This is a genomic window from Sphingomonas sp. CROZ-RG-20F-R02-07 (assembly GCF_022662335.1).
GTDB lineage: Bacteria > Pseudomonadota > Alphaproteobacteria > Sphingomonadales > Sphingomonadaceae > Sphingomonas.
The window spans coordinates 256,433-276,458 of record NZ_JAKNQJ010000002.1 but is presented as its reverse complement, the minus strand read 5'-3'; the positions used below and the strand labels follow the sequence as shown (position 1 = coordinate 276,458).

General features: G+C 69.9%; 16 protein-coding genes. All 16 read right to left on the bottom strand.

Annotated features, from left to right (window positions below):
* Positions 1-10: 10 nt before the first annotated feature.
* The 16 genes from recO to L8H00_RS05025 all read right to left on the bottom strand — a co-directional run bounded on the left by recO (position 11) and on the right by L8H00_RS05025 (position 20,018).
* Entirely contained in the window at positions 11-742 is a 732-nt protein-coding gene (gene recO, locus L8H00_RS05100) for a DNA repair protein RecO (RefSeq protein ID WP_242096153.1), read from the bottom strand.
* 231 nt (positions 743-973) lie between these two features.
* Complete coding sequence (locus L8H00_RS05095; protein WP_242096152.1) at positions 974-1,831, bottom strand: GNAT family N-acetyltransferase; 858 nt, start codon at positions 1,829-1,831, stop codon at positions 974-976.
* Positions 1,819-2,778 (bottom strand): polysaccharide deacetylase, encoded by a 960-nt coding sequence (locus L8H00_RS05090; protein ID WP_242096284.1) that lies wholly within the window; start codon positions 2,776-2,778, stop codon positions 1,819-1,821. Before L8H00_RS05090 ends, L8H00_RS05095 begins: the two co-directional genes overlap by 13 nt.
* 315 nt (positions 2,779-3,093) lie before the next feature.
* Positions 3,094-5,016, bottom strand: coding sequence for an excinuclease ABC subunit UvrC (gene uvrC / locus L8H00_RS05085; protein ID WP_242096151.1), 1,923 nt, complete (start codon positions 5,014-5,016; stop codon positions 3,094-3,096).
* A gap of 218 nt (positions 5,017-5,234) precedes the next feature.
* Positions 5,235-6,761 (bottom strand): cell division protein FtsZ, encoded by a 1,527-nt coding sequence (ftsZ, locus tag L8H00_RS05080; RefSeq protein WP_242096150.1) that lies wholly within the window; start codon positions 6,759-6,761, stop codon positions 5,235-5,237.
* Between the two features lie 111 nt (positions 6,762-6,872).
* Positions 6,873-8,135, bottom strand: a complete 1,263-nt coding sequence (ftsA, locus tag L8H00_RS05075; RefSeq protein ID WP_242096149.1) for a cell division protein FtsA — start codon at positions 8,133-8,135, stop codon at positions 6,873-6,875.
* A 5-nt stretch (positions 8,136-8,140) separates the two neighbouring features.
* Complete coding sequence (locus L8H00_RS05070; RefSeq protein ID WP_242096148.1) at positions 8,141-9,076, bottom strand: cell division protein FtsQ/DivIB; 936 nt, start codon at positions 9,074-9,076, stop codon at positions 8,141-8,143.
* Complete coding sequence (locus L8H00_RS05065) at positions 9,073-10,008, bottom strand: D-alanine--D-alanine ligase (RefSeq protein ID WP_267380071.1); 936 nt, start codon at positions 10,006-10,008, stop codon at positions 9,073-9,075. The genes L8H00_RS05070 and L8H00_RS05065 overlap by 4 nt, the downstream gene beginning before the upstream one ends.
* Positions 10,009-10,019: 11 nt before the next feature.
* Positions 10,020-10,928, bottom strand: a complete 909-nt coding sequence (gene murB, locus L8H00_RS05060; protein WP_242096147.1) for a UDP-N-acetylmuramate dehydrogenase — start codon at positions 10,926-10,928, stop codon at positions 10,020-10,022.
* Complete coding sequence (murC, locus tag L8H00_RS05055; RefSeq protein ID WP_242096146.1) at positions 10,925-12,355, bottom strand: UDP-N-acetylmuramate--L-alanine ligase; 1,431 nt, start codon at positions 12,353-12,355, stop codon at positions 10,925-10,927. The genes murB and murC overlap by 4 nt, the downstream gene beginning before the upstream one ends.
* Entirely contained in the window at positions 12,352-13,494 is a 1,143-nt protein-coding gene (gene murG, locus L8H00_RS05050; protein ID WP_242096145.1) for an undecaprenyldiphospho-muramoylpentapeptide beta-N-acetylglucosaminyltransferase, read from the bottom strand. The genes murC and murG overlap by 4 nt, the downstream gene beginning before the upstream one ends.
* Entirely contained in the window at positions 13,491-14,726 is a 1,236-nt protein-coding gene (locus L8H00_RS05045; protein ID WP_242096144.1) for a putative peptidoglycan glycosyltransferase FtsW, read from the bottom strand. The genes murG and L8H00_RS05045 overlap by 4 nt, the downstream gene beginning before the upstream one ends.
* Complete coding sequence (gene murD / locus L8H00_RS05040) at positions 14,723-16,018, bottom strand: UDP-N-acetylmuramoyl-L-alanine--D-glutamate ligase (RefSeq protein WP_242096143.1); 1,296 nt, start codon at positions 16,016-16,018, stop codon at positions 14,723-14,725. The genes L8H00_RS05045 and murD overlap by 4 nt, the downstream gene beginning before the upstream one ends.
* Positions 16,015-17,085 carry a phospho-N-acetylmuramoyl-pentapeptide-transferase gene (gene mraY / locus L8H00_RS05035; protein WP_242096142.1) on the bottom strand — a complete coding sequence of 357 codons (1,071 nt, stop codon included), beginning with the start codon at positions 17,083-17,085 and terminating at the stop codon, positions 16,015-16,017. The genes murD and mraY overlap by 4 nt, the downstream gene beginning before the upstream one ends.
* Before the next feature lies 1 nt (position 17,086).
* The gene (murF, locus tag L8H00_RS05030) at positions 17,087-18,457 is read right to left on the bottom strand and encodes a UDP-N-acetylmuramoyl-tripeptide--D-alanyl-D-alanine ligase (protein WP_242096141.1); all 1,371 of its coding nucleotides are present in this window, start codon (positions 18,455-18,457) and stop codon (positions 17,087-17,089) included.
* 145 nt (positions 18,458-18,602) lie between these two features.
* Positions 18,603-20,018 carry a UDP-N-acetylmuramoyl-L-alanyl-D-glutamate--2,6-diaminopimelate ligase gene (locus L8H00_RS05025; RefSeq protein WP_242096140.1) on the bottom strand — a complete coding sequence of 472 codons (1,416 nt, stop codon included), beginning with the start codon at positions 20,016-20,018 and terminating at the stop codon, positions 18,603-18,605.
* Between the last annotated feature and the right edge of the window lie 8 nt (positions 20,019-20,026).

Below are 20,026 nucleotides of genomic sequence, written 5' to 3'. Positions count from 1 at the left end.
CGCACCCGAATCACGCAACCGCCCTCTTCAGCCGATCGATCAGCCGGGCACGGCCGGCGGCCACGCGGGCCTGGCGCTCGATCAACAGGTCGCGTTCGAGGAAATGGCCGGTGATGCGCAGCGCTGCGAAGATCGCGGGCCAGTCCGCCGCGCCGCCCAGCCGCAGAAAATCGGGAAGCGGCAACAGCTTCGCCTCATAGCCCATCGCGGCCCCTGCGCTGACCGCCGCGCCGCTCCGGGGGCTGACATAAGCGAGATCGCTGGTCGCGCCGGTCGCCACGCAGGAATCGAGATCCAGCCCGAAGCCCAGCTCGGCGAGCAGCAGCAATTCGTACCGCGCCAGCGCCGCGGCCCAGTCGCGTGCGGCGGGCGCCGCGGCCACCGCGTCCAGCAGGCCGCCCAGCGCGTCGTACACGCGCGGATAACGCTGCGCCTCGGGCAACACCGCCGCCGTCAGCGCGCAGGCCCAGGCGATCGCATCGGCGGCGAGCGGCTCGCCATGAAGCGCCGCGCGGCTGACGAGCAGTTCGGGAACGAGGCCGGCAAGCTGCTCCCCGGTACGCGCGCGCCATTCGCCCCGGATCAGGTTGGCGGGCAGCAGCACCGGCCGCAACTGGCGCGACCGGCCGCCGCGCACATAGCCGGGCTGCAACCCGTCATCGCGGGTTAGCGCACGCACCACCGCACCGTTTTCGCCATGCAGGCGGACGGCCAGGACGATGGCTTCGGCGACGATGTGCATCGCGCGGTTCTAGGTGGGATCGGGGGTCGGGCATAGGTGGCGCCGGTGGGTAGCGGCACGAAGGTGGAGGTTCACGCGGAGGCGCGGAGATGGTTCGAGCGCGGCAGCGCTCATCCCCCACAATCTGGGATGAAGGGCCGGGGTACGGCCGCGTCCACTTCTCCGCGCCTCCGCGCGAACTCTCAAGTTTGATGACGTTACTTTGATCCGGCCAAGCTGACGTCATCCCCCCTAACGCCGCACCCGCCGTGCCAGCGCGGCCAGGCGCGGCGACGCCGCCCGGCGCTTCGCCCAGCCGACCGCGCGATCGAACCCGGACAGCGCCGCGAGCAGGCCGCGGTTGGCAAGCGTCGGGCGCAGCAGCAGCAGGTCGACGCAATCGGTGCTCCCGCTGGCGAGCTGGCGCTTGTGCTGCCCCTCGCCTTCGGTGAAATCGAAATGCGTGAAGCGATCGGCGAAGAGATCCCGCAGCGCCGCCATCTGCAGCACCGCACCGGGCGAACGATCGGAAAAGGCGGGATCATGGCCGACATGATCGTAGCGAAGCACGTCGCCATCGGCGGTGCAGCACAGATAGGCGGCGGGCACGCCCTCCACCACCATCAGCCATGCCCGCACCCGGTCTTCGGCCGCCAGCGACAGCAGGGGCGCCGGATCCTGCGGCAGCCCCGATCCGAGCAACCGCTCCTGATAGGTCGTCGCCGATACCGCGCGGGCGAGCGGATGAAAGGCGGCGACCTCGTGCGGTGTGCGATAGGCGCGCACCTCGCCGCGGAGCTTGCGCGTCTTGCGCCCGAGCCCCGAGCGGACGTTGCCGGACAATCCCGCGAACCAGGCGGGTTCGTCCACCAGATCGACATGATAGCGGCGATAGCGTTGCCGAACTGTAGCGAGCAGCCCGTGCGTGTTTAGCGCTGCGGCAAGATCGGCGCGGAGCGACGTCACCAGATAGCCGTCCGCACCATCCAGCGGCGGAAGGACGGGCACGACGCCGGCGAGCACATCGGCGAGCGACAGCGGCACGCGCGCCAGCCGGCGCTCGACGCGCGCGAACGTCCGTGCGCCGATCTGGAATTTCAGCGCGACCATCGGCGCTCGGACACCCAATTGGACCAGAGCTGCTCCGCCTGACGCAAGCGGCGGCGCACCGCGCGGGGCGGCAGCGGCCGGTCGTCGCGGTCGAGCGGCAAGGCGGGGCGATCGGCGAAATGCACCGTCGGCAGCACCGCGCGCCGCGCCGCGAGCATGCGGCACAGCGCGTCGAACCGGCGGACATGCACCGCATTCGGCCGCGTGCCCGCGCGGTTCGCGAGTTCGAAGCCATGGCTGACGATCGTCACCGCGGCATGGCCCCGGCGCACTGCATGGTCGAGCGCGGCGCGCGCCTCGTCGGTAGACAGCGCGCAAAGCTGGAAGGTGCGAAGCCGGCCCGCCCCATCCTCGATCGTCGTGACGGGCAGCTCGATCACCCCGCGGCGCAGCGGTGCGATCCGGTTCGCGGGCAGGCCGATCCGGCTGAACCGCGGCGCCTCCGCGCCATTGTGACTGCTGTCATAGACGAAGCCCAGCCGATCGAGCGCGGCGAGCGTGGCATCGTCCGCGGCATAGCTTCCCGCACGAAACGCGATCGGCGGCGGCGCGCCGGCCGCGATCAGCAGTTCGGTCGCCTGCGCGATCAACGCGACCTGCTCGCCGGCATCATAGTCGAACAACTCGAAGCGCGCATGCGATCGGCCGCGATCGCCCGCCGTCGCGCCCGACCAATTGGCATGGAGATGAAGCTGCACCTCCTGCCCCGCCGCCAGGATCGCCTCCACCAGCCGCGCGATCGGCGCGATGCCGAAGAGCAGCGCGGGCATCGGATCGACGAAGAAACACGCCTTCAGGCCATGCCGCTGCAGCACCGCGAGCTGATAGCCGATCCCCACCCCCGCCGGCTCGATCGAGCGCGCATGGATCGCCGCGCCGTCCAGCCCTGCGCGATGGTGACGCCAGGCATATTCGGTGTCGATCGTGAGGAACACGGGCGTCGGCATGCTCATGTCATAACCGCGTCGCGTGAAGAAAGCGTGCGGTTCTGGTTCGGTGCTCCAAGCCGATCCGACTGTCGATTCTTCGGCCGGATCCCAATAGGGGGTTTCGAGGCTCATCGGTGCTTCGACCGGTCGGCAATACCGGCTTCTCCGGCATCTCCGGCATCTCCGGCATCTCCGGCATCTCCGGCATCCTCATGACTTGGTGTGCGACGACAAGGGCGCCGTTGCATGCAGGACTGGCCCCTCGACAAGCCCAGGGCGAACGGGGTGGGTGAACGAGCGTCTTCCCGTTCGCGAAGACGGCGACGCGCCCGATCACCGCGCGTGGAAGAAGTCGTACAGCCCCTGCGCCATCGTCCGCGAGACGCCCGGCGCCTTTTGCAGATCCTCCAGGCTGGCGTTGCGCACCGCGCGCGCGGTGCCGAAATGCATCAGCAGCGCCTTCTTCCGCGCGGGGCCGATGCCCGGCACGTCGTCGAGCGGGCTGGCGCCGATCGCCTTGCTGCGCTTGTCGCGATGCGCGCCGATCGCGAACCGGTGCACCTCGTCGCGCAGCCGCTGGAGGTAGAACAGCACGGGCGCGTTCACCGGCAATTGGAATTCGCGGCCATCGAGCATGTGGAACACCTCCCGCCCCTCGCGCCCATGGTTCGGCCCCTTGGCCACGCCGACCAGGCACACATCCTCGATCCCCAGATCCTCCAGCACCGCCTTGGCCGCGTTCAACTGGCCGCGACCGCCGTCGATCAGCACCAGATCGGGCCAGGTCGCGTCGTCGCGGTCGGGCGCCTCGTCGAGCTGCCGCGCGAACCGGCGCCGGAAGACCTCGCGCATCATGCCGAAATCGTCGTCGGTCGCCGCTTCGTTCCCCTTGATGTTGAACTTGCGATACTGGCCCTTGCGAAATCCCTCGGGCCCGGCGACGACCATCGCGCCCAGTGCGTTGGTGCCCTGGATATGGCTGTTGTCATACACCTCGATCCGGTCGGGCGGCTCGGGCAGTTCGAACAGTTCGGCCACCTCGCGCAGCAGCCGGGCCTGGGTCGTGCTTTCCGCCAGCCGCCGGTCGAGCGCCTCCTCGGCGTTGCGCTTGGCCTGATCGAGCAGGCGGCGGCGGGTGCCGCGCTGGGGCACGCTCAGATCCACCTTGCGCCCGGCCTGCGTGCCCATCACCTCGGCGAGCAACGCCGCCTCGGGCAGCTCCCGATCGACGAACACGGTGCGCGCGGGCGGCACCTCCTCGTAGAATTGGGTGAGGAACGACGACAGCACTTCGTCCTCGGGCACGTCCGCGACATGGCCGGGAAAGAAGCTGCGATGCCCCCAATTCTGGCCGCCGCGGATGAAGAACGCCTCGATCCCGATCACGCCGTCCTTGCTCGCCATCGCGAAGATGTCGGCGTCGCCGATCCCCTCGGCGTTGATGAACTGCGTACCCTGGATGAAGGTGAGCGCCTTCAGCCGGTCGCGCAGCAGCGCGGCAAGCTCGAAATCCATATTCTCGGCGGCGGCCTGCATCTGCGCGCCGAGCTTGGCCTGAACGTCGGTCGCCTTGCCGGCCAGGAAGTTCTTGGCGTCGCCCACCAGCTCGGCATAGCCGGCCGCGTCGATCCGGCCGACGCACGGCGCCGAGCAGCGCTTGATCTGGTAGAGCAGGCACGGCCGGTCGCGCGTCTTGAAGAAGCCGTCGGTGCAGGAGCGCAGCAGGAATAGTTTCTGGAGCGCGTTCAGCGTGTTGTTGACCGATCCCGCGCTGGCGAAGGGGCCATAATAATCGCCCTTGGCGCGCCGCGCGCCGCGATGCTTCTGGATCCGCGGAAAGTCGTGATCTTGGCGAAGCAGGATGAAGGGGAAGCTCTTGTCGTCGCGCAGCAGCACATTGTAGGCCGGGCGATAGCGCTTGATGAGCTGTGCTTCGAGCAGCAGCGCCTCGGCCTCGTTGTTGGTCGTTACGATCGTCATCGACCGCGTCTGCGCCACCATCCGCTGCAGCCGCTTGGTCAGCCGATCGACCTGCGTGTAGTTGACGACGCGCTGGCGCAGCGCCCGCGCCTTGCCGACATAGAGCACGTCGCCGCGCGCATCGTGCATCCGGTACACGCCGGGCCGCGCGGGCAAGGTGGCGAGCACGTTGCGGATCGCCGCCACCCCCGCGGCGAGATCGGGCGTATCCGATCCCCTGACCGCGAAGGTGGATTTGTCCTCGTTGAACCGATCGGGGGCGTTGGGCGTCGACATCGCCGCCGATCTAGGGATTCCAGCGGGTTCGCGCCAGCATTCGGTGGGTCACGCCGGGGCTGTTCACCAGCGGAGCGCATGTTCCCCGGCGGAGACATGCTTCCCGCGGAGGCATGTTCCCCGGCAAAGGCCGGGCCCAGTTGGGGTGCGACGGTAACGGGGAATCGCTCCGTTATAACGGCCTTCCAACTGGGCCCCCGCCTGCGCCGGGAAACAGCCTATTGGTTGTTCTGCCGGTGCAGGAAGCGGGGGATGTCGACGGGCGCGTCCTCGCCGGTGGCGTCGTCCTTGGCGTTGCCGCGCGCGGCGTTGGACATGCGTTCGAACAGCGTGCCGCCCAGCTTCACGCGCGGTGCTGCCGGGGCGAACTCGGGCGTCGCTGCCTCGCTGCCGGGCGCGAGCCAGCGGCGGCGCGCGCCGCCCTCGTCTGCGGCCGGAGTGGGCGCGACGGGCGCGGGGGCCGGCGTCGGCGTACCGAACGCGCCATCGTCATAGGCTCGCGGCGGGCTGGAGACGATCGTCTCGGCGCCCAGCACCAGTTCTTCGTCCGCGGCATCCGCAGTGGACGGTGCGGCGTCGGCCGCGGCGGCTTCGTCGCGCGGCTGGGGGGCGGGTGCCGCGACCGGTGCCGGCGTCACGGGAGCGGGTGCCGGCGTCGCCGCGACGGGCTGCGCCTGCTGCTGCGGTTCGCTGGGGCGGAACGAGGTGGTGTCGTCGGTCTTGCGGGCGCCGAAGCTGAAGCTGCGCGTCGGCTCGGCGGGTGCCGCGGCGGGGGCGGCGTCCGCCTCGATCCCGGTAGCCACGACGGACACGCGGATGCGGCCCTCCAGCTCGGGGTTGAACGCCGATCCCCAGATGATGTTGGCATCGGGATCGACCAGGTCGCGGATGTGGTTCGCGGCCTCGTCCACCTCGAGCAGGCGCATGTCGTCGCCGCCGGTGATCGAGATGATGACGCCCTTGGCGCCCTGCATCGACACGCCGTCGAGCAGCGGGTTGGCGATCGCCTTCTGCGCGGCTTCCAGCGCGCGGTTGTCGCCGGTCGCCTCGCCAGTGCCCATCATCGCCTTGCCCATCTCCTGCATCACCGAACGCACGTCGGCGAAGTCGAGGTTGATGAGGCCCGGCATCACCATCAGGTCGGTGATGCCGCGCACGCCCTGCTGCAGCACCTCGTCCGCCATGCTGAACGCCTCCTTGAAGGTGGTGTTCGCATTGGCGATCAGGAACAGGTTCTGGTTGGGGATGACGATCAGCGTATCGACATATTTCTGCAGCTCCTCGATGCCCGCATCGGCGCTCTTGGCGCGGCGGTTGCCCTCGAAGCTGAACGGCTTGGTCACGACGCCCACGGTCAGGATGCCCATGTCGCGCGCCGCCTTGGCGATCACCGGTGCCGCGCCGGTGCCCGTGCCGCCGCCCATGCCCGCGGCGATGAACACCATGTGCGCGCCCTCGAGCTGCTTGGCGAGGCTGTCGATCGTCTCTTCGGCCGCGGCCCGGCCGATCTCGGGCCGGCTGCCCGCGCCCAGCCCCTGCGTGATCTTCGCGCCGAGCTGGATGCGCTGCGGCGCGATCGACTGCTTGAGCGCCTGCGCGTCGGTGTTGGCGACCAGGAAATCGACGCCCTGCACTTCGGCGCGCATCATGTTGGCGATGGCGTTGCCGCCGGCCCCGCCCACGCCGATCACCGCGATGCGCGGCGTCAGCTCGTCGACTTCGGGTGTGAGGAATTCGATGCTCATCGCCTGTATCTCCGCCGTTCCGGGAGTTACGCGCCCCGGCCCCTGATTAACCTTTGTGCCCGATCGTCTCGCGCCCCGCCAGCGCAAACAATGCGTTGGCGGGACAAAAGCTTAATAATTCGCGCGCGCCGCCTGAACCAGCTTGCGGAACAGACCCATGCCGCGGGTGCGGTGCACCACCTGCTGCTGCGGCGCGAGCCCGCGCAGGTCGATGGGATCGGTCGCCGCATAGAAGGCGAGCCCAGCCAGCGTCGCGAAGGCCGGCCCGGCATGCGCCTCCGGCAGCGCGGTCAGCCCGCGCGGGCGCCCGATCCGCACCGATCGCCCGAGCGCCTGCTGCGCATAATCCGCCACGCCCTTCAGCTCGGCGCCGCCGCCGGTCAGCACCACCTGCCGCCCCACCGGCCCTTCGAACTTCAGCCGCGCGAGCGCCTGGCGCACCTCGCCCATCTGATGCTCCAGCCGCTGGCGGATCACGCCGATCAGCTGCGCCTTGGTGATCTGCGTGCCGTCGCCCGCGCCGTCCTCGGCCGAGATCGGCGTCACCGGGATCATGTCGTGATTGTCGCGCGGGGAGGCGTTGGCGGAGCCGTGGAAACACTTCATCCGCTCCGCCTGCTGGCGCCGGGTGCCGAAGGCCGAGGCGATGTCGTCGGTGATGTCCGCCGCGCCCATCGGGATCGAAGTAAGCCCGACGAGCATGCCGCCCGCGAACAGCGAAACGTTGGTGATCCCCGCCCCCATCTCGACCAGCGCGACCCCCAGTTCGCGCTCCTCGTCGCTGAGGCAGGCAAGCCCGGTGGCGACGGGCGAGGCGATGATCGACTTCACCTCCAGATGCGCCGACCGCACGCACAGATCGAGGTTGCGCACCGGCGATCCGTCCGCGGCCACGACATGGATGTGCACGCCGAGGCGATCGGCGTGGAGCCCCAACGGCTTCTTCACCCCGGTCAGCCCGTCGAGCGTATAAAGCGCGGGCTGCGCGTGCAGCACCATCCGCCCCTGCGGATCGATCGAGCCTCGCCCTGCCGCCAGCAGCGCATCGATATCGCCCTGTTCGACGCGGTGGCCACCCAGTTCGAACTCCACCTCGGCCACGTCGCTGACGAGGCCGCCCGCGGAAAAGCCGACCCAGACATTCTCGATGTTGATCCCGGCGATCCGCTCGGCCTGCTCCACCGCCTCGCGCACCGCCGCCTCGGTCGCGCCCATGTCGGCGATATAGCCGCGCTTGACGCCGCGGCTCTCGCGCTGGCCGGTGCCGAGCACGATCAGCTCGCCGCCATCGCCCTTCTGCGCGATCATCGCGGAGACCTTGGACGATCCGATGTCCAGCGCGGTGATGAGTCCTTCCGGTGCCGCCTTCGCCATGCCCCTCAGCCTTCCCTACCCGATGCCGCCGCGATGCCGGACGGCTGCCCCTTTGGTGCATCCCCCGGATCGGCCACCGCATGCGCGACGTTCGATCCCGGCTTGCGCGCGACCAGCTTGTCCGGATCGCGCATGTCGAACCGGAGCCAGCCCCGGCCGAGCAACGGCCGCGCCCCGTCCAGCTCGGCGAACTTCACCAGCGCGCCGGGCGCGCCATCCTCGGGCAGCAGCAGAGTCTCTCCCGATTCGAACGTCAAGTCCCATCGCCGGTTGCCGACCCATGTGGCGGCGGTGATCCGCGGCTTCAGCGCGGGCGCGGCGGACAGCAGCGTCTGATAGGCCGCCTCCTGCCGATCCGCCCCGGGGCCGATCACCAGCGGCAGATTGGGGATGGCGTCCGCCTGCACCGGCTCGAGCAGCACACCCGTCGAATCGATCAGCGTCAATTGCCCATTGTCCTGCCACACCGCGGCGGGCTTCCTCTCGACGATGTCGATCAGCAGCGTGTCGGGCAGGCGGCGCGAGACATGCGCGTCGGCGATCCAGCCATAGCGCAGCAGCCGCGTGCGGATCGCGTCGAGATCGACCGACAGCATCGACGTCTCGTTCTGCTTGTCCTCCAGCGCCACCGCATAGACCGACATCCGGTCCATCCGCTTCAGCCCCGTCACCTCGATCTGCTCGACGCGGAAACCGGCCTTGCCCGCCCCTTGCGCGATCGCGCCGCCGATCAGGCCGGGCACGCCGAACCAGATCGCCGCGCCCAGCACGGCCGCCGCCGCCGCGCCGGTGAAGGTCCAGGTGACGATCTTCGCGAGCGTCTCCTCGCTCACCGGCAGCATGCCGACGAGCCGGTCCATGATCGACACCTTGGCGACCGGCTGTTTCTTGCGCGGTGCGGGGCGCTTGGGCGGGGGCCCGCGCTTGATCGTGCGGCTCACGGGCTGCCGCCGTCCATTGCATCGTCGACGATCCGCTGGACGAGTTCGGCATAGCTCATGCCCAGATGCCGCGCCTGTTCGGGAACGAGGCTGAGCGGCGTCATCCCCGGCTGGGTGTTCACCTCCAGCAGGAACAGCCCGTCGACGCCGCGCTCGTCGTCCCAGCGGAAATCGCTGCGGCTCGCGCCCTTGCAGCCGAGCACGCGATGCGCGTCGAGCGCCAGCGTACGGCAGGCGGCGGCGATCGCGTCCGGGATGTCGGCGGGGCAAACATGCTCGGTCATGCCGTCGGTATATTTGGCGTCGTAATCATACCAGCCGCTTTTGGGCTTCAGTTCGGTGACGCCCAACGCCCAGGGACCTTGCGGGCCGCCCAGCACCGCGGTCGTCAGCTCGCGCCCGCGGATATAGGGCTCGGCCAGCAGCTCGTCGAACTCCGCCCAGGGGCCCGCCGATCCGCGCGCGATCGGGTTGCCGTGATTGCCGCCCTCGGTCACGATCGCCACGCCCACCGACGATCCCTCGTTGACGGGCTTGAGCACATAGGGGCGGGGCAGCGGATCGCCCGCATACAGGTCTTCGCTGCGCACGATCCGGCCGCCGGGCATCGGGATGCCGGCGGGCACCAGCGCCTGCTTCGTCAGCACCTTGTCGATCGCGATCACCGAGGTGGCGAGCCCCGAATGCGTGTAGCGCAGGCCCATCAGGTCGAGCATGCCTTGCACCGAGCCGTCCTCGCCGGGCGTGCCGTGCAACGCGTTGAACACGAGATCGGGCGCCGCCTCCGCGAGCCGGGCGGCGACGTCGCGGCCCATGTCGATCCGGGTGACGCGGTGGCCGAGCGATTCGAGCGCTTCGGCCACGCCCTTGCCCGACAGCAGCGAAACCTCGCGCTCGGCCGACCAGCCACCCATCAGCACCACGATATGCAGACCGTCCACGCTCACCCTGCCACTCCCACGCGCTGGATTTCCCATTCGAGCGTCACGCCCGAATGCGCCTTCACCCTCTGGCGCACCTCTTCGCCCAGCGCTTCGATCTCGGCGCTGGAGGCGCTGCCGAGGTTCAGCAGGAAATTGCAGTGTTTCTCGCTCACCTGCGCATCGCCACGCGTCAGGCCGCGACAGCCGGCGGCGTCGATCAGCGCCCAGGCCTTGTGGCCCGGCGGGTTCTTGAAGGTCGATCCGCCGGTGCGGCTGCGCAGCGGCTGCGACGCTTCGCGCTCGGCGGCGATCCGGTCCATCTCCGCGCCGATGATCGCGGGTTCGCCCGGCATACCGCGAAACACCGCCTCCACCACGATCGCGCCCGCCGGCACGTCCGAATGGCGATAGGTATAGCCGAGCCGCTCCGCCGGCCACACCTCCACCGTGCCGTCGCGGGTGACGATCGTCGCCTCGACCAGGATGTCGCTCGCATCGCTGCCATAGGCGCCCGCGTTCATCCGCACCGCGCCGCCCACCGTGCCGGGAATGCCGCGCAGGAACTCCATGCCGGCGATGCCCGCATCGCGCGCCGCACTCGCCACGGTGATGCCCATCGCCGCGGCGCCGGCGCGGACGCGGCCATTCTCGATGCTCACCCGCGCCATCGCCTTGGGCAGCCGCACGACGATGCCGGGCACGCCGCCGTCGCGGACGATCAGGTTCGATCCGACCCCGATCGGCAGCACCGGGATCGCCGGATCGAGCGCGCGCAGCAGGCCCGCGAGATCGTGGGTATCGGCCGGCCGCACCAGCCATTCCGCCGGGCCGCCGGTGCGGAACCAGATGAAGTCCGCCAGGCTGCCGCCGCCCTCGATCGTGCCCCGGAACGCGCCGTCGCCCCCAAATTCCCGCGCGGGCGCGCTCATGCCCGCGCCCCGATCGCGTCGGCCAGGCCCGCCGCCCACCGGGTGATGTCGCCCGCGCCCAGGCACACCACCATGTCGTCGGCGCGCAGCATCGCGGCGAGTTCGTCCGCCAGCGCATCGGCATCGGCGACCAAAGCGGCCGAGCGGTGGCCACGACGCTTCAGCCCCTCGACCAGCACCTCCGAATCGACGCCGGCCACCGGGGCCTCGCCCGCGGCATAGACGGGCGTCACCAGCACGCGGTCGGCGTCGTTGAACGCGGTCTGGAAATCCTCCATCAGATTGCCGAGCCGCGAATAGCGGTGCGGCTGCACCACCGCGATCACCCGCCCCTTGCCGCCCGTGCTCTGCGCGCCCTCGCGCGCCGCAGCCAGCACGGCGCGGATCTCGACCGGGTGGTGGCCGTAATCGTCGATGATCGTCGCCGTGCCCTCGCCCAGCGGCACCTCGCCTACTTTAGTAAAGCGCCGCTTCACGCCGCCGAACTTGGCGAAGCCCTGCTGGATCGTCGCATCGTCCAGCCCCAGTTCGAGCGCGACGCCGATCGCGGCCAGCGCGTTCTGGACGTTGTGCCGGCCCGGCATCGGCAGCTCGATCCCCTCGATCGAGCGCACCGCGCCGTCGCGCGCGCGGACGAGGCATTCGAAGCGGCTGCCGCCGGGAATCGGCGTGACGTTCACGCCGCGAACGTCGGCCTGCGCCGAAAAGCCATAGGTGACGACCCGCCGGTCACGCACCCGCGGCAGGATGCCCTGCACCTCCGGGTGGTCGAGGCACAGCAGCGCCGCGCCGTAAAAGGGCACGTTCTCGATGAAGGCGACGAAAGCGTCCTTCACGGCATCGAAGCTGCCATAATGATCGAGATGTTCGGGGTCGATGTTGGTGACGACGGCGATCGTGCCGTCCAGCCGCAGGAAGCTGCCGTCGCTCTCGTCGGCCTCCACCACCATCCAGTCCGACGCACCCAGCCGCGCGTTCGAGCCATAGCTGTTGATGATCCCGCCGTTGATGACGGTGGGATCGACGCCGCCGGCATCGAGGATCGCGGCGACCATCGACGTCGTCGTCGTCTTGCCGTGCGTGCCCGCTACCGCCACCGTGGATTTCAGCCGCATCAGCTCGGCCAGCATCTCGGCACGGCGCACCACGGGGATGCGGCGCTCGAGCGCGGCCTCCACCTCGGGATTGCTGCGCACGATCGCGGTGGAGACGACGACGACCGCCGCGTCGCCCAGATTCTCGGCGGCATGGCCGATCGTGACGGGTATTCCCTTACCGCGAAGCCCTTGAACCACGTAACCTTCGCCAACATCCGAGCCCTGCACCGCATAGCCCAGATTCTTCATCACCTCGGCGATGCCCGACATGCCGATCCCGCCGATGCCGACGAAATGGATCGTGCCGATGTCAATTGCGACACCTCTCACGCCAGTGCCTCCTTGCGGGCGGGTGCGGCGACGGGCAGCCGGGCGACCGGGGCATCGAGGCTCTCGACCAAATCCGCCAGATCGCCGACCGCGTCCGGCCGCCCCACACTCCGGGCACGCGCCGCGGCATTCTCCAGCGCGGCGGGGTCGAGCCCCAGCTTCTGCATCTGCTTGGCGAGTTCCACCGCGGTGAACTCGCCTTGCGCGATCGTCCGCGCGCCGCCCGCCTGCGTGATCTCGCGGGCGTTGACGGTCTGGTGGTCGTCCATCGCCGAGGGCAGCGGCACCAGGATCGCCGGGCGCCCCGCGGCGGTCAGTTCCGCGATCGTCGAGGCCCCCGCCCGCGCGATCACCAGATGCGCCCAGGCGAGCTGCTCGGGCATGTCGGGCAGATAGGTGGCGAGTTCGGCCGGGATCTGATGCTCGGCATATTGCGCGCGCACCGCATCGATATCCTCGATCCGCGCCTGATGCGTCACCTGCAACCGCCGGCGGAACGTCACGGGCAGCATCGCCAGCCCGTCGGGCACCACCTGGCTCAGAATGCTCGCGCCCTGGCTGCCGCCGGTGACGAGAACGCGGAAGATGCCGTCCTCCTCCAGCAGCGGATAGGGCCGGTCGCGTAGCGCCAGTACCGCCTCGCGCACCGGGTTCCCCACCCGGTGCGTCTTGCCCGCCAGCTTCGCCGCCAGCCGCTCCGTGCGGTCATAGGAAGTGGCGATGGCATCGACACGCCCCGCCACCAGCCGGTTGACCCGGCCGAGCACCGCATTCTGTTCGTGCACCGCGGTGGGGATCCGCGCGGCGAAGGCCGCGAGCAGCGCTGGCAGCGCGGGATAGCCGCCGAAGCCGATCACGGCGGCGGGCTTGAACGTGGCATAGAGTTCGCGCGCCATCGCCCGGCCGCGCCACATCTCGCGCGCCGCCGACGGCCAGCCGAGCGGGCGCTTCATCTGAAACCGCCCGGCGGGCAGGACATGAGTCTGGATGCCCTCGAACAGGCCGGGGAAGCGCACCCCGCGCGCATCGCTGACCAGCGCCACGCGGTGGCCGCGTCGCGTCAGCTCCGCCGCGAGCGCGGCGGCGGGAACCATGTGGCCGCCGGTGCCACCGGCCGCCAATACGAAATGCTTCGTCATTCACCACTCCAGCGGACGACGTACGGGCTCCGCGTGAGGAACGGATTGCGCCGGGTGAATGCGAGGAGCAACCCCATGCCGATCGACAGCGCGATCATCGACGATCCGCCATAGCTGATGAACGGCAGCGTCATGCCCTTGGAGGGTGCGAGCCCCGTATTCACCGCCATGCTCACCAGCGCCTGCGCGCCGAACTGCACCGCGAGGCCCGAGGCGGCGAGCAGCTTGAACTCGTCCTGCTCGTCGAGCAGCTTGACGAACACGCGCACGACGATCGCAAGAAACACCAGCGCGACGATCGAACAGGCCATTAGCCCGAACTCTTCGCCGATCACCGAGAACACATAGTCGGTATGCGCCTCGGGAAGGCCGAACTTTGCGACGCCGGCGCCGGGGCCGGTGCCCGTCCAGCCGCCTGCCGTCAGCGTGGCGTGCGCGGCGTTGGTCTGGAAATGGTCCGCCGCGCCCTCGCCCTCCACGCTCGGAAACAGAAACGCGTCGATCCGCGCCCGCGCCACGCCGTAGAAGACATAGGCTGCGCCGAGCCCCGCCGGCACCATCGCGACGATGCCGACCAGCACGCGCGTCGGCGTGCCCGCGATCATGAGGAGCGCGAGCCAGACGGTGCAGAAGATCACCGTCTGGCCGAAATCGGGCTGGAGCATCAGCAGGAACGCGACGCCGCCGGTCATCACGAAGGTGATCGGCACGGTCGGCAGGTCGGGCTCCTTGGCCTTCAGCGACAACAGCCACGCCGTCGTCACGATGAACATCGGCTTCAGGAATTCGGAAGGCTGGAACTGGGCGAAGCCATAGCCGATCCAGCGCCGCGCGCCGTTCACCTGCACGCCCACAAGCGGGGTGAGCACCAGCAGCGCGACGAAGAGGATCGCGCCGCCGATCGCCATCCGCCGCGCCGCGGCCACGGGCATCATCGACACGCCGAACAGCACCGGCAGCGACACGCCGACCCACATGAGCTGGCGCCAGAAATAATAGAGCGGCGCGATCTTGTGGTGATCGCCCGAATAGCGGACCGCGCTGGCCGGGCTCGCCGCCGCCACCGCCACCAGCCCGATCGCGATCAGGAACAGGGTGAGCAGCAGCAGCATCCGGTCGATGTCCCAGAACCAGGTGCCGAGCGGCGACCGGTCGCCGCGACCGCCGCGCTGCTTCATGCGCGCGACGATCCCGCCCGGCTGTGCGCCCGAATTCGCGCGGGTGTCGGTCATGCCAGCCCCTCCACGGCGGTGCGGAACGCGGCGGCCCGCGCCTCGTAATCGCGGAACTGGTCGAACGAGGCGCAGGCCGGCGACAGCAGCACGGTATCGCCCGGCCGCGCCGCCGCCGCGGCATCGCGCACCGCGGCCTCGACCGTGCCGGCCTGTTCCACCACCGGCACCTGGCCGCGCAGGATCTCGGCGAAGCGCGCTGCGGCCTCCCCGATCGTATAGGCCGCGGCGACGTTGCCGAAAAAGGGCGCGCAGGCGTCGAGATCGTCGCCCTTGGGCCGGCCACCGACGATCCAGTGGATCCGCCCGAACGCGCCCAGCGCCGGGGCGGTCGATTCGGGGTTGGTCGCCTTGCTGTCGTCCACGAACGCCACACCGCCGCGCTGCGCGATCGTCTGCATCCGGTGCGGCAAGCCGGTGAAGCTTGCCAGCGCGCGGTCGATCTCCGCCGCCGCGATGCCCAACGCCCGCGCCACGGCGATCGCGGCCAGCGCGTTCTGGGCGTTGTGCGGCCCCTGAAGCGCCGGCCAGCGCGACTGGTCCATGCACTGGCCCGGCGCGATCTTCGTCACCGGCGCGCCGCGATCGTCAAGGGACCGCGCGATCGCCGCCGACGACGCATCGCCAATCCCGATCACCGCGGCGTGCCCGATCGATTGCATCGCGAAAAGCCGCGCCTTGCTCGCGGCATAGGCGTCGAAGCCGTCATAGCGGTCGAGATGGTCCGGCGTGACGTTCAGCAGCACCGCGACGTCGCAGTCGAGGCTTTGCGTCAGATCGATCTGGTAACTCGACAGTTCGAGCACATAGACGCCGCCCGGAGACAGCGGATCCTCGCCCAGGATCGGCAGGCCGATATTGCCGCCCATCAGGCTCGGCACCCCGGTGCCTTGCAGCATGTGGTGGACGAGCGCGGTGGTGGTCGACTTGCCGTTGGTGCCGGTGATGCCGACGACGCGGTGCGCCGGCAAATCGCCGCGGGCCTGCGCGAAGAGTTCGATGTCGCCGATGACGGGCACGCCCGCCGCGCGCGCCGGAGCGGCGAGCGGATGGGTATTGAGCGGCACGCCGGGGGACACCACCAATGCATCGAACCCGGCGAGATCGTCGAGCGGCGCGATCGTCAGGTCGTCACCCGTGGCGGGGAGAAAGGCGTTGCGCTTCGTCTCGTCGGCATCCCATGCCACGACGCGGGCGCCACCCGCCAGCAGCGCGCGCACCGTCGCGGCACCCGATCGCGCCAGACCGAGCACCGCATAGCGCTTGCCCCCCCAGGCGCGCGCGACGATCACCGCAGCTTCAACGTCGACAGGCCGGCGAGCGCCAGCACCAGCGCGATGATCCAGAAGCGGATCACCACGGTCGGCTCGCTCCAGCCGAGCTGTTCGAAATGATGGTGGATCGGCGCCATCCGGAACACGCGCTTGCCGGTGCGCTTGTAGAAGAACACCTGGATGATGACCGACATCGCCTCCACGACGAAGAGGCCGCCGATGATCCCGAGCACGATCTCGTGATGCGCGACCACCGCGATGGTGCCGAGCGCGCCGCCCAGCGCGAGGCTGCCGGTGTCGCCCATGAACACCGCGGCGGGCGGTGCGTTGAACCACAGGAAGGCGAGCCCTGCACCCACCACCGCGCCGCAGAAGATGGCGAGTTCGCCCGCGCCGGGCACGTGCGGGATGCCGAGATAGGTGGCGAACTTCACGTTTCCGACGAGATATACGATCACCATGAACGCGACGCTGGCGATGATGACGGGCATCGTCGCGAGACCATCCAGCCCGTCGGTGAGGTTCACCGCATTGCCGAACGCCACGATCGTGAAGGCGGCGAACAGCGGATAGGCATAGCCGAGGTCGAGATACACGCGCGTCGTGAACGGCAGATAGAGATGCGGACCGTTCGAATGCATGATGACCGCCGCGGCGATCCCGGCAATCGCGAATTCCAGCAACAGCCGCACGCGGCCCGAGACGCCCGCGGTGCTCGCCTTCTTCACCTTGTCGTAATCGTCCATGAAGCCGATCGCGCCGAAGCCGAGCGTCACGAAGAGGCACGCCCAGACATAGGGGTTGCTCAGATCCATCCACGCGAAGATCGACAGCCCCATCGAGGTGAGGATCATCAGGCCGCCCATCGTCGGCGTGCCGCGCTTGGCCAGATGTGTCTGCGGCCCGTCGGCGCGAATCGGCTGCCCTTTGCCCTGGCGCAGGCGCAGCCATCCGATGAAGCGCGGGCCGATGATGAGCCCGATTACGAGCGCGCTGGCCACAGCGGCGCCCGTGCGGAACGTCTGATAGCGGATCAGATTGAGAAGGCTCGGAAAGCCCAGATGCTCCGCGATCCAGTAGAACATGCTAAGCCCCGTCCGCCAGGCCTGCGACGACGCGCGACAGCCCGACTCCATTCGATCCCTTGATGAGCACCGCGTCCCCCGGTGCCAGCATCGACCGAAGTGCTGCGAGGGCGTCCGCGGCGGCCATCACATGGACCAATTCGGTGTGCCCCTCAAGCGCGGCGGCAAGCGGCGCCATCGCTTCGCCGACGAGCACCACCGCTTCGACGCGCGCGGCCGCGATCGGCTCGGCGAGCGATGCGTGGTAGGTCGCGGAATCGTCGCCGAGTTCGCGCATTTCGCCCAGCACCGCGACATGGCGGCCCGGTTCGTGCCCCAGCACGGCGAGCGTCGCGCGCATCGAAGCGGGATTGGCGTTGTAGCTTTCGTCGATCAGCAGCGCCTCGCCTTCCGCGAGCGACACGGGCATCCGCGCCCCGCGCCCGGCAAGTCCGCCCATCTCGGCCAGCGCCAGCCCGGCGAGGCCGAGATCCGCTCCCACCGCATCGACCGCCGCCAGCACCGCGAGCGCGTTCGATACCCAGTGCATGCCCGGCTGCGCCATCGTGAAGCTCAGTTCCCGCTCGCCGACACGCGCGGTGACGAAGGTGCCGGTCGGCAGGCGCATCGCCTCCAGCGAGCGGACATCGGCCCCCTCCTTCATCCCGAACGTCACGATCCGCGCGGCATAGGGCCGCGCCGCCGCGATCAGCCGGTCGCGGTGCGGGCTGTCGAAAGGGACGATCGCGGTGCCGCCGGGCTGCAACCCCTGGAAAATCTCCCCCTTCGCATCCGCGATCGCCTCTTCGCCCGCGAAGAAGGCGGTATGCGCGGGCGCAATGGCGGTGACGAGCGCGACATGCGGGCGGACCAGCCGCGTCAGGTCGGCGAGTTCGCCCGCATGGTTCATCCCCATCTCGAACACGCCGACGCGCGTCGACGCGGGCATCCGCGCCAGGCTGAGCGGCACGCCAGTATGGTTGTTGTAGCTTTTGACCGAGCGGTGCACCGCGCCCGGCATCGATCGGTCGAGCGCCGCGAACAGCGCCTCCTTGGCGCTCGTCTTGCCGACCGATCCGGTCACGCCGACGATCGTCGCCGCGGTGCGGGTGCGGGCCGCACGGGCGAGATCGCGCAGCGCCGCGAAGGTGTCCCCCACGCGAATCCGCGGCCTGGCAGCGTCCTCCGAGACGATCGCCCCGGCAGCCCCTTGCGCGAAAGCCTGATCGAGGAAGCGATGGCCATCGGTGGTTTCGCCGGTCAGCGCCACGAACAGGTCGCCGGGGCCGACTTCGCGCGAATCGAAGGCGATGCCATCGGCGGTGAAGTCGCCGAAGGCGGTCCCGCCGGTCGCCGCGGCGATGTCGGCGGCCGTCCAGAGCGCTTCGCTCATGGACGCTCTCCCTTGGCATCCGCCCCCGCGCCATAGCGCAGGCCGAGCCGCCGCCGTTCACGCGGAGGTTGCGGGGGATTTCGCCCCTGTCCGCCCGCGTCTTCGCCTACGACGAACGTCGGGTCGTCGGACTTGCGTGCTTCGTTCATCCCACGCTCTCCCGTGCGACCGCCACATCGTCGAACGGCAGCGTCATGTCGCCCACGATCTGGCCCTGTTCATGCCCCTTGCCCGCGATCAGCACGATGTCGTCCGCGCCCGCCCCGCGCACAGCCGCGGCGATCGCGGCGCGGCGGTCGGCGATCTCGGTGGCGTCCGTCGCCCCCGCCAGCACGTGCGCGCGAATGGCGGCGGCGTCCTCGGTGCGCGGATTGTCGTCGGTGACGATCACGCGATCGGCCTGCGCGACGGCGACCGCGCCCATCGCGGCGCGCTTGCCGGCATCGCGGTCGCCACCGGCGCCGAACACCAGGATCAGCCGGCCGCCGGCATGGGGACGCAGCGCGGCGATCGCCGCCTCCAGCGCGTCGGGGGTATGCGCGTAATCGACATAGACGGGTGCGCCGGCGCGCGTGATCGCGGCGCGTTCGAGCCGCCCCGGCACCGGCTGCAGCCGCGCGAGTGCAGCGAGCGTCGGCGCGACGGCGGCGCCGGTCGCGATGGCCAGCCCCGCCGCCACCAGCGCGTTCGCCGCCTGATAGGCGCCGATCAGCGGCAGATCGACCCGGTGGCTCGCGCCCTCCGCCGCGATCGTCAGCCGCTGCCCCAGCAGGGTGGGACTGCGCTCCACCAGCCGCAGCGTCTCGCCACGCGTGCCGACGCTCAGCAGCCGCTGGCCCCGTCCCTGCGCGATGGCGATCACGTCGGCGGCGTGATCGTCGTCCGCCCAGACGACCGCGGTGCCGCCGGGCCGCAGCACCTCGGCGAACAGCCGCAGCTTGGCCGCCAGATAGGCGTCCATCGTCCCATGATAATCGAGATGATCGCGGCTGAGATTGGTGAAGGCGGCCGCCATCACGTCCAGGCCCTCGGTGCGATATTGGGTCAGCCCGTGGCTCGACGCCTCGAAGGCCAGATGGGTCACACCTTCGCGCGCCAGGCCGGCGACGTTCGACAGGAACGTCACCACGTCGGGCGTGGTCAGCCCGGTATGCGTGCGCTCGTCCGCGGTGGTGACGCCCAGCGTGCCGATCGAGGCGGCATGGTGCCCCGCCATCCGCCAGAGCTGGCGCACCATCTCGACGCAGGATGTCTTGCCGTTGGTGCCCGTCACCGCGACGTTCACCTTCGGGAACGGCGCGAAGAAAGCGGCAGCGGCACGCGCGAACGCGCGGCGGGGATCGGCATCGGCGATGTGCACCGCGCCCTCCACCACCGCCTCCGGCCGGGCAACGACCGCGATCGCGCCGGCCTTCACCGCGTCGCGGATATGATCCTCGCCGTTCGCGCGGGCGCCGACGAACGCGCCGAAGATGGTGCCCGGCGCGACCTTGCGGTGATCGATCGCGAAGCCGGTGACGGTTTCGGGCTCGTCGCCGCCGGTCAGCGCACCGAGCTTCATGGGACCGC

Bases quoted from the DNA above. Each gene is read 5' to 3' on its own strand.
- ftsZ (WP_242096150.1), bottom strand. From the start codon at position 6,761: ATGAGCATCGAATTCCTCACACCCGAAGTCGACGAGCTGACGCCGCGC.
- ftsA (WP_242096149.1), bottom strand. From the start codon at position 8,135: ATGGCGAAGGCGGCACCGGAAGGACTCATCACCGCGCTGGACATCGGA.
- recO (WP_242096153.1), bottom strand. From the start codon at position 742: ATGCACATCGTCGCCGAAGCCATCGTCCTGGCCGTCCGCCTGCATGGC.
- L8H00_RS05045 (WP_242096144.1), bottom strand. From the start codon at position 14,726: ATGACCGACACCCGCGCGAATTCGGGCGCACAGCCGGGCGGGATCGTC.
- murB (WP_242096147.1), bottom strand. From the start codon at position 10,928: ATGAGCGCGCCCGCGCGGGAATTTGGGGGCGACGGCGCGTTCCGGGGC.
- L8H00_RS05025 (WP_242096140.1), bottom strand. From the start codon at position 20,018: ATGAAGCTCGGTGCGCTGACCGGCGGCGACGAGCCCGAAACCGTCACC.
- mraY (WP_242096142.1), bottom strand. From the start codon at position 17,085: ATGTTCTACTGGATCGCGGAGCATCTGGGCTTTCCGAGCCTTCTCAAT.
- murG (WP_242096145.1), bottom strand. From the start codon at position 13,494: ATGACGAAGCATTTCGTATTGGCGGCCGGTGGCACCGGCGGCCACATG.
- L8H00_RS05090 (WP_242096284.1), bottom strand. From the start codon at position 2,778: ATGCCGACGCCCGTGTTCCTCACGATCGACACCGAATATGCCTGGCGT.
- uvrC (WP_242096151.1), bottom strand. From the start codon at position 5,016: ATGTCGACGCCCAACGCCCCCGATCGGTTCAACGAGGACAAATCCACC.
- L8H00_RS05095 (WP_242096152.1), bottom strand. From the start codon at position 1,831: ATGGTCGCGCTGAAATTCCAGATCGGCGCACGGACGTTCGCGCGCGTC.
- murF (WP_242096141.1), bottom strand. From the start codon at position 18,457: ATGAGCGAAGCGCTCTGGACGGCCGCCGACATCGCCGCGGCGACCGGC.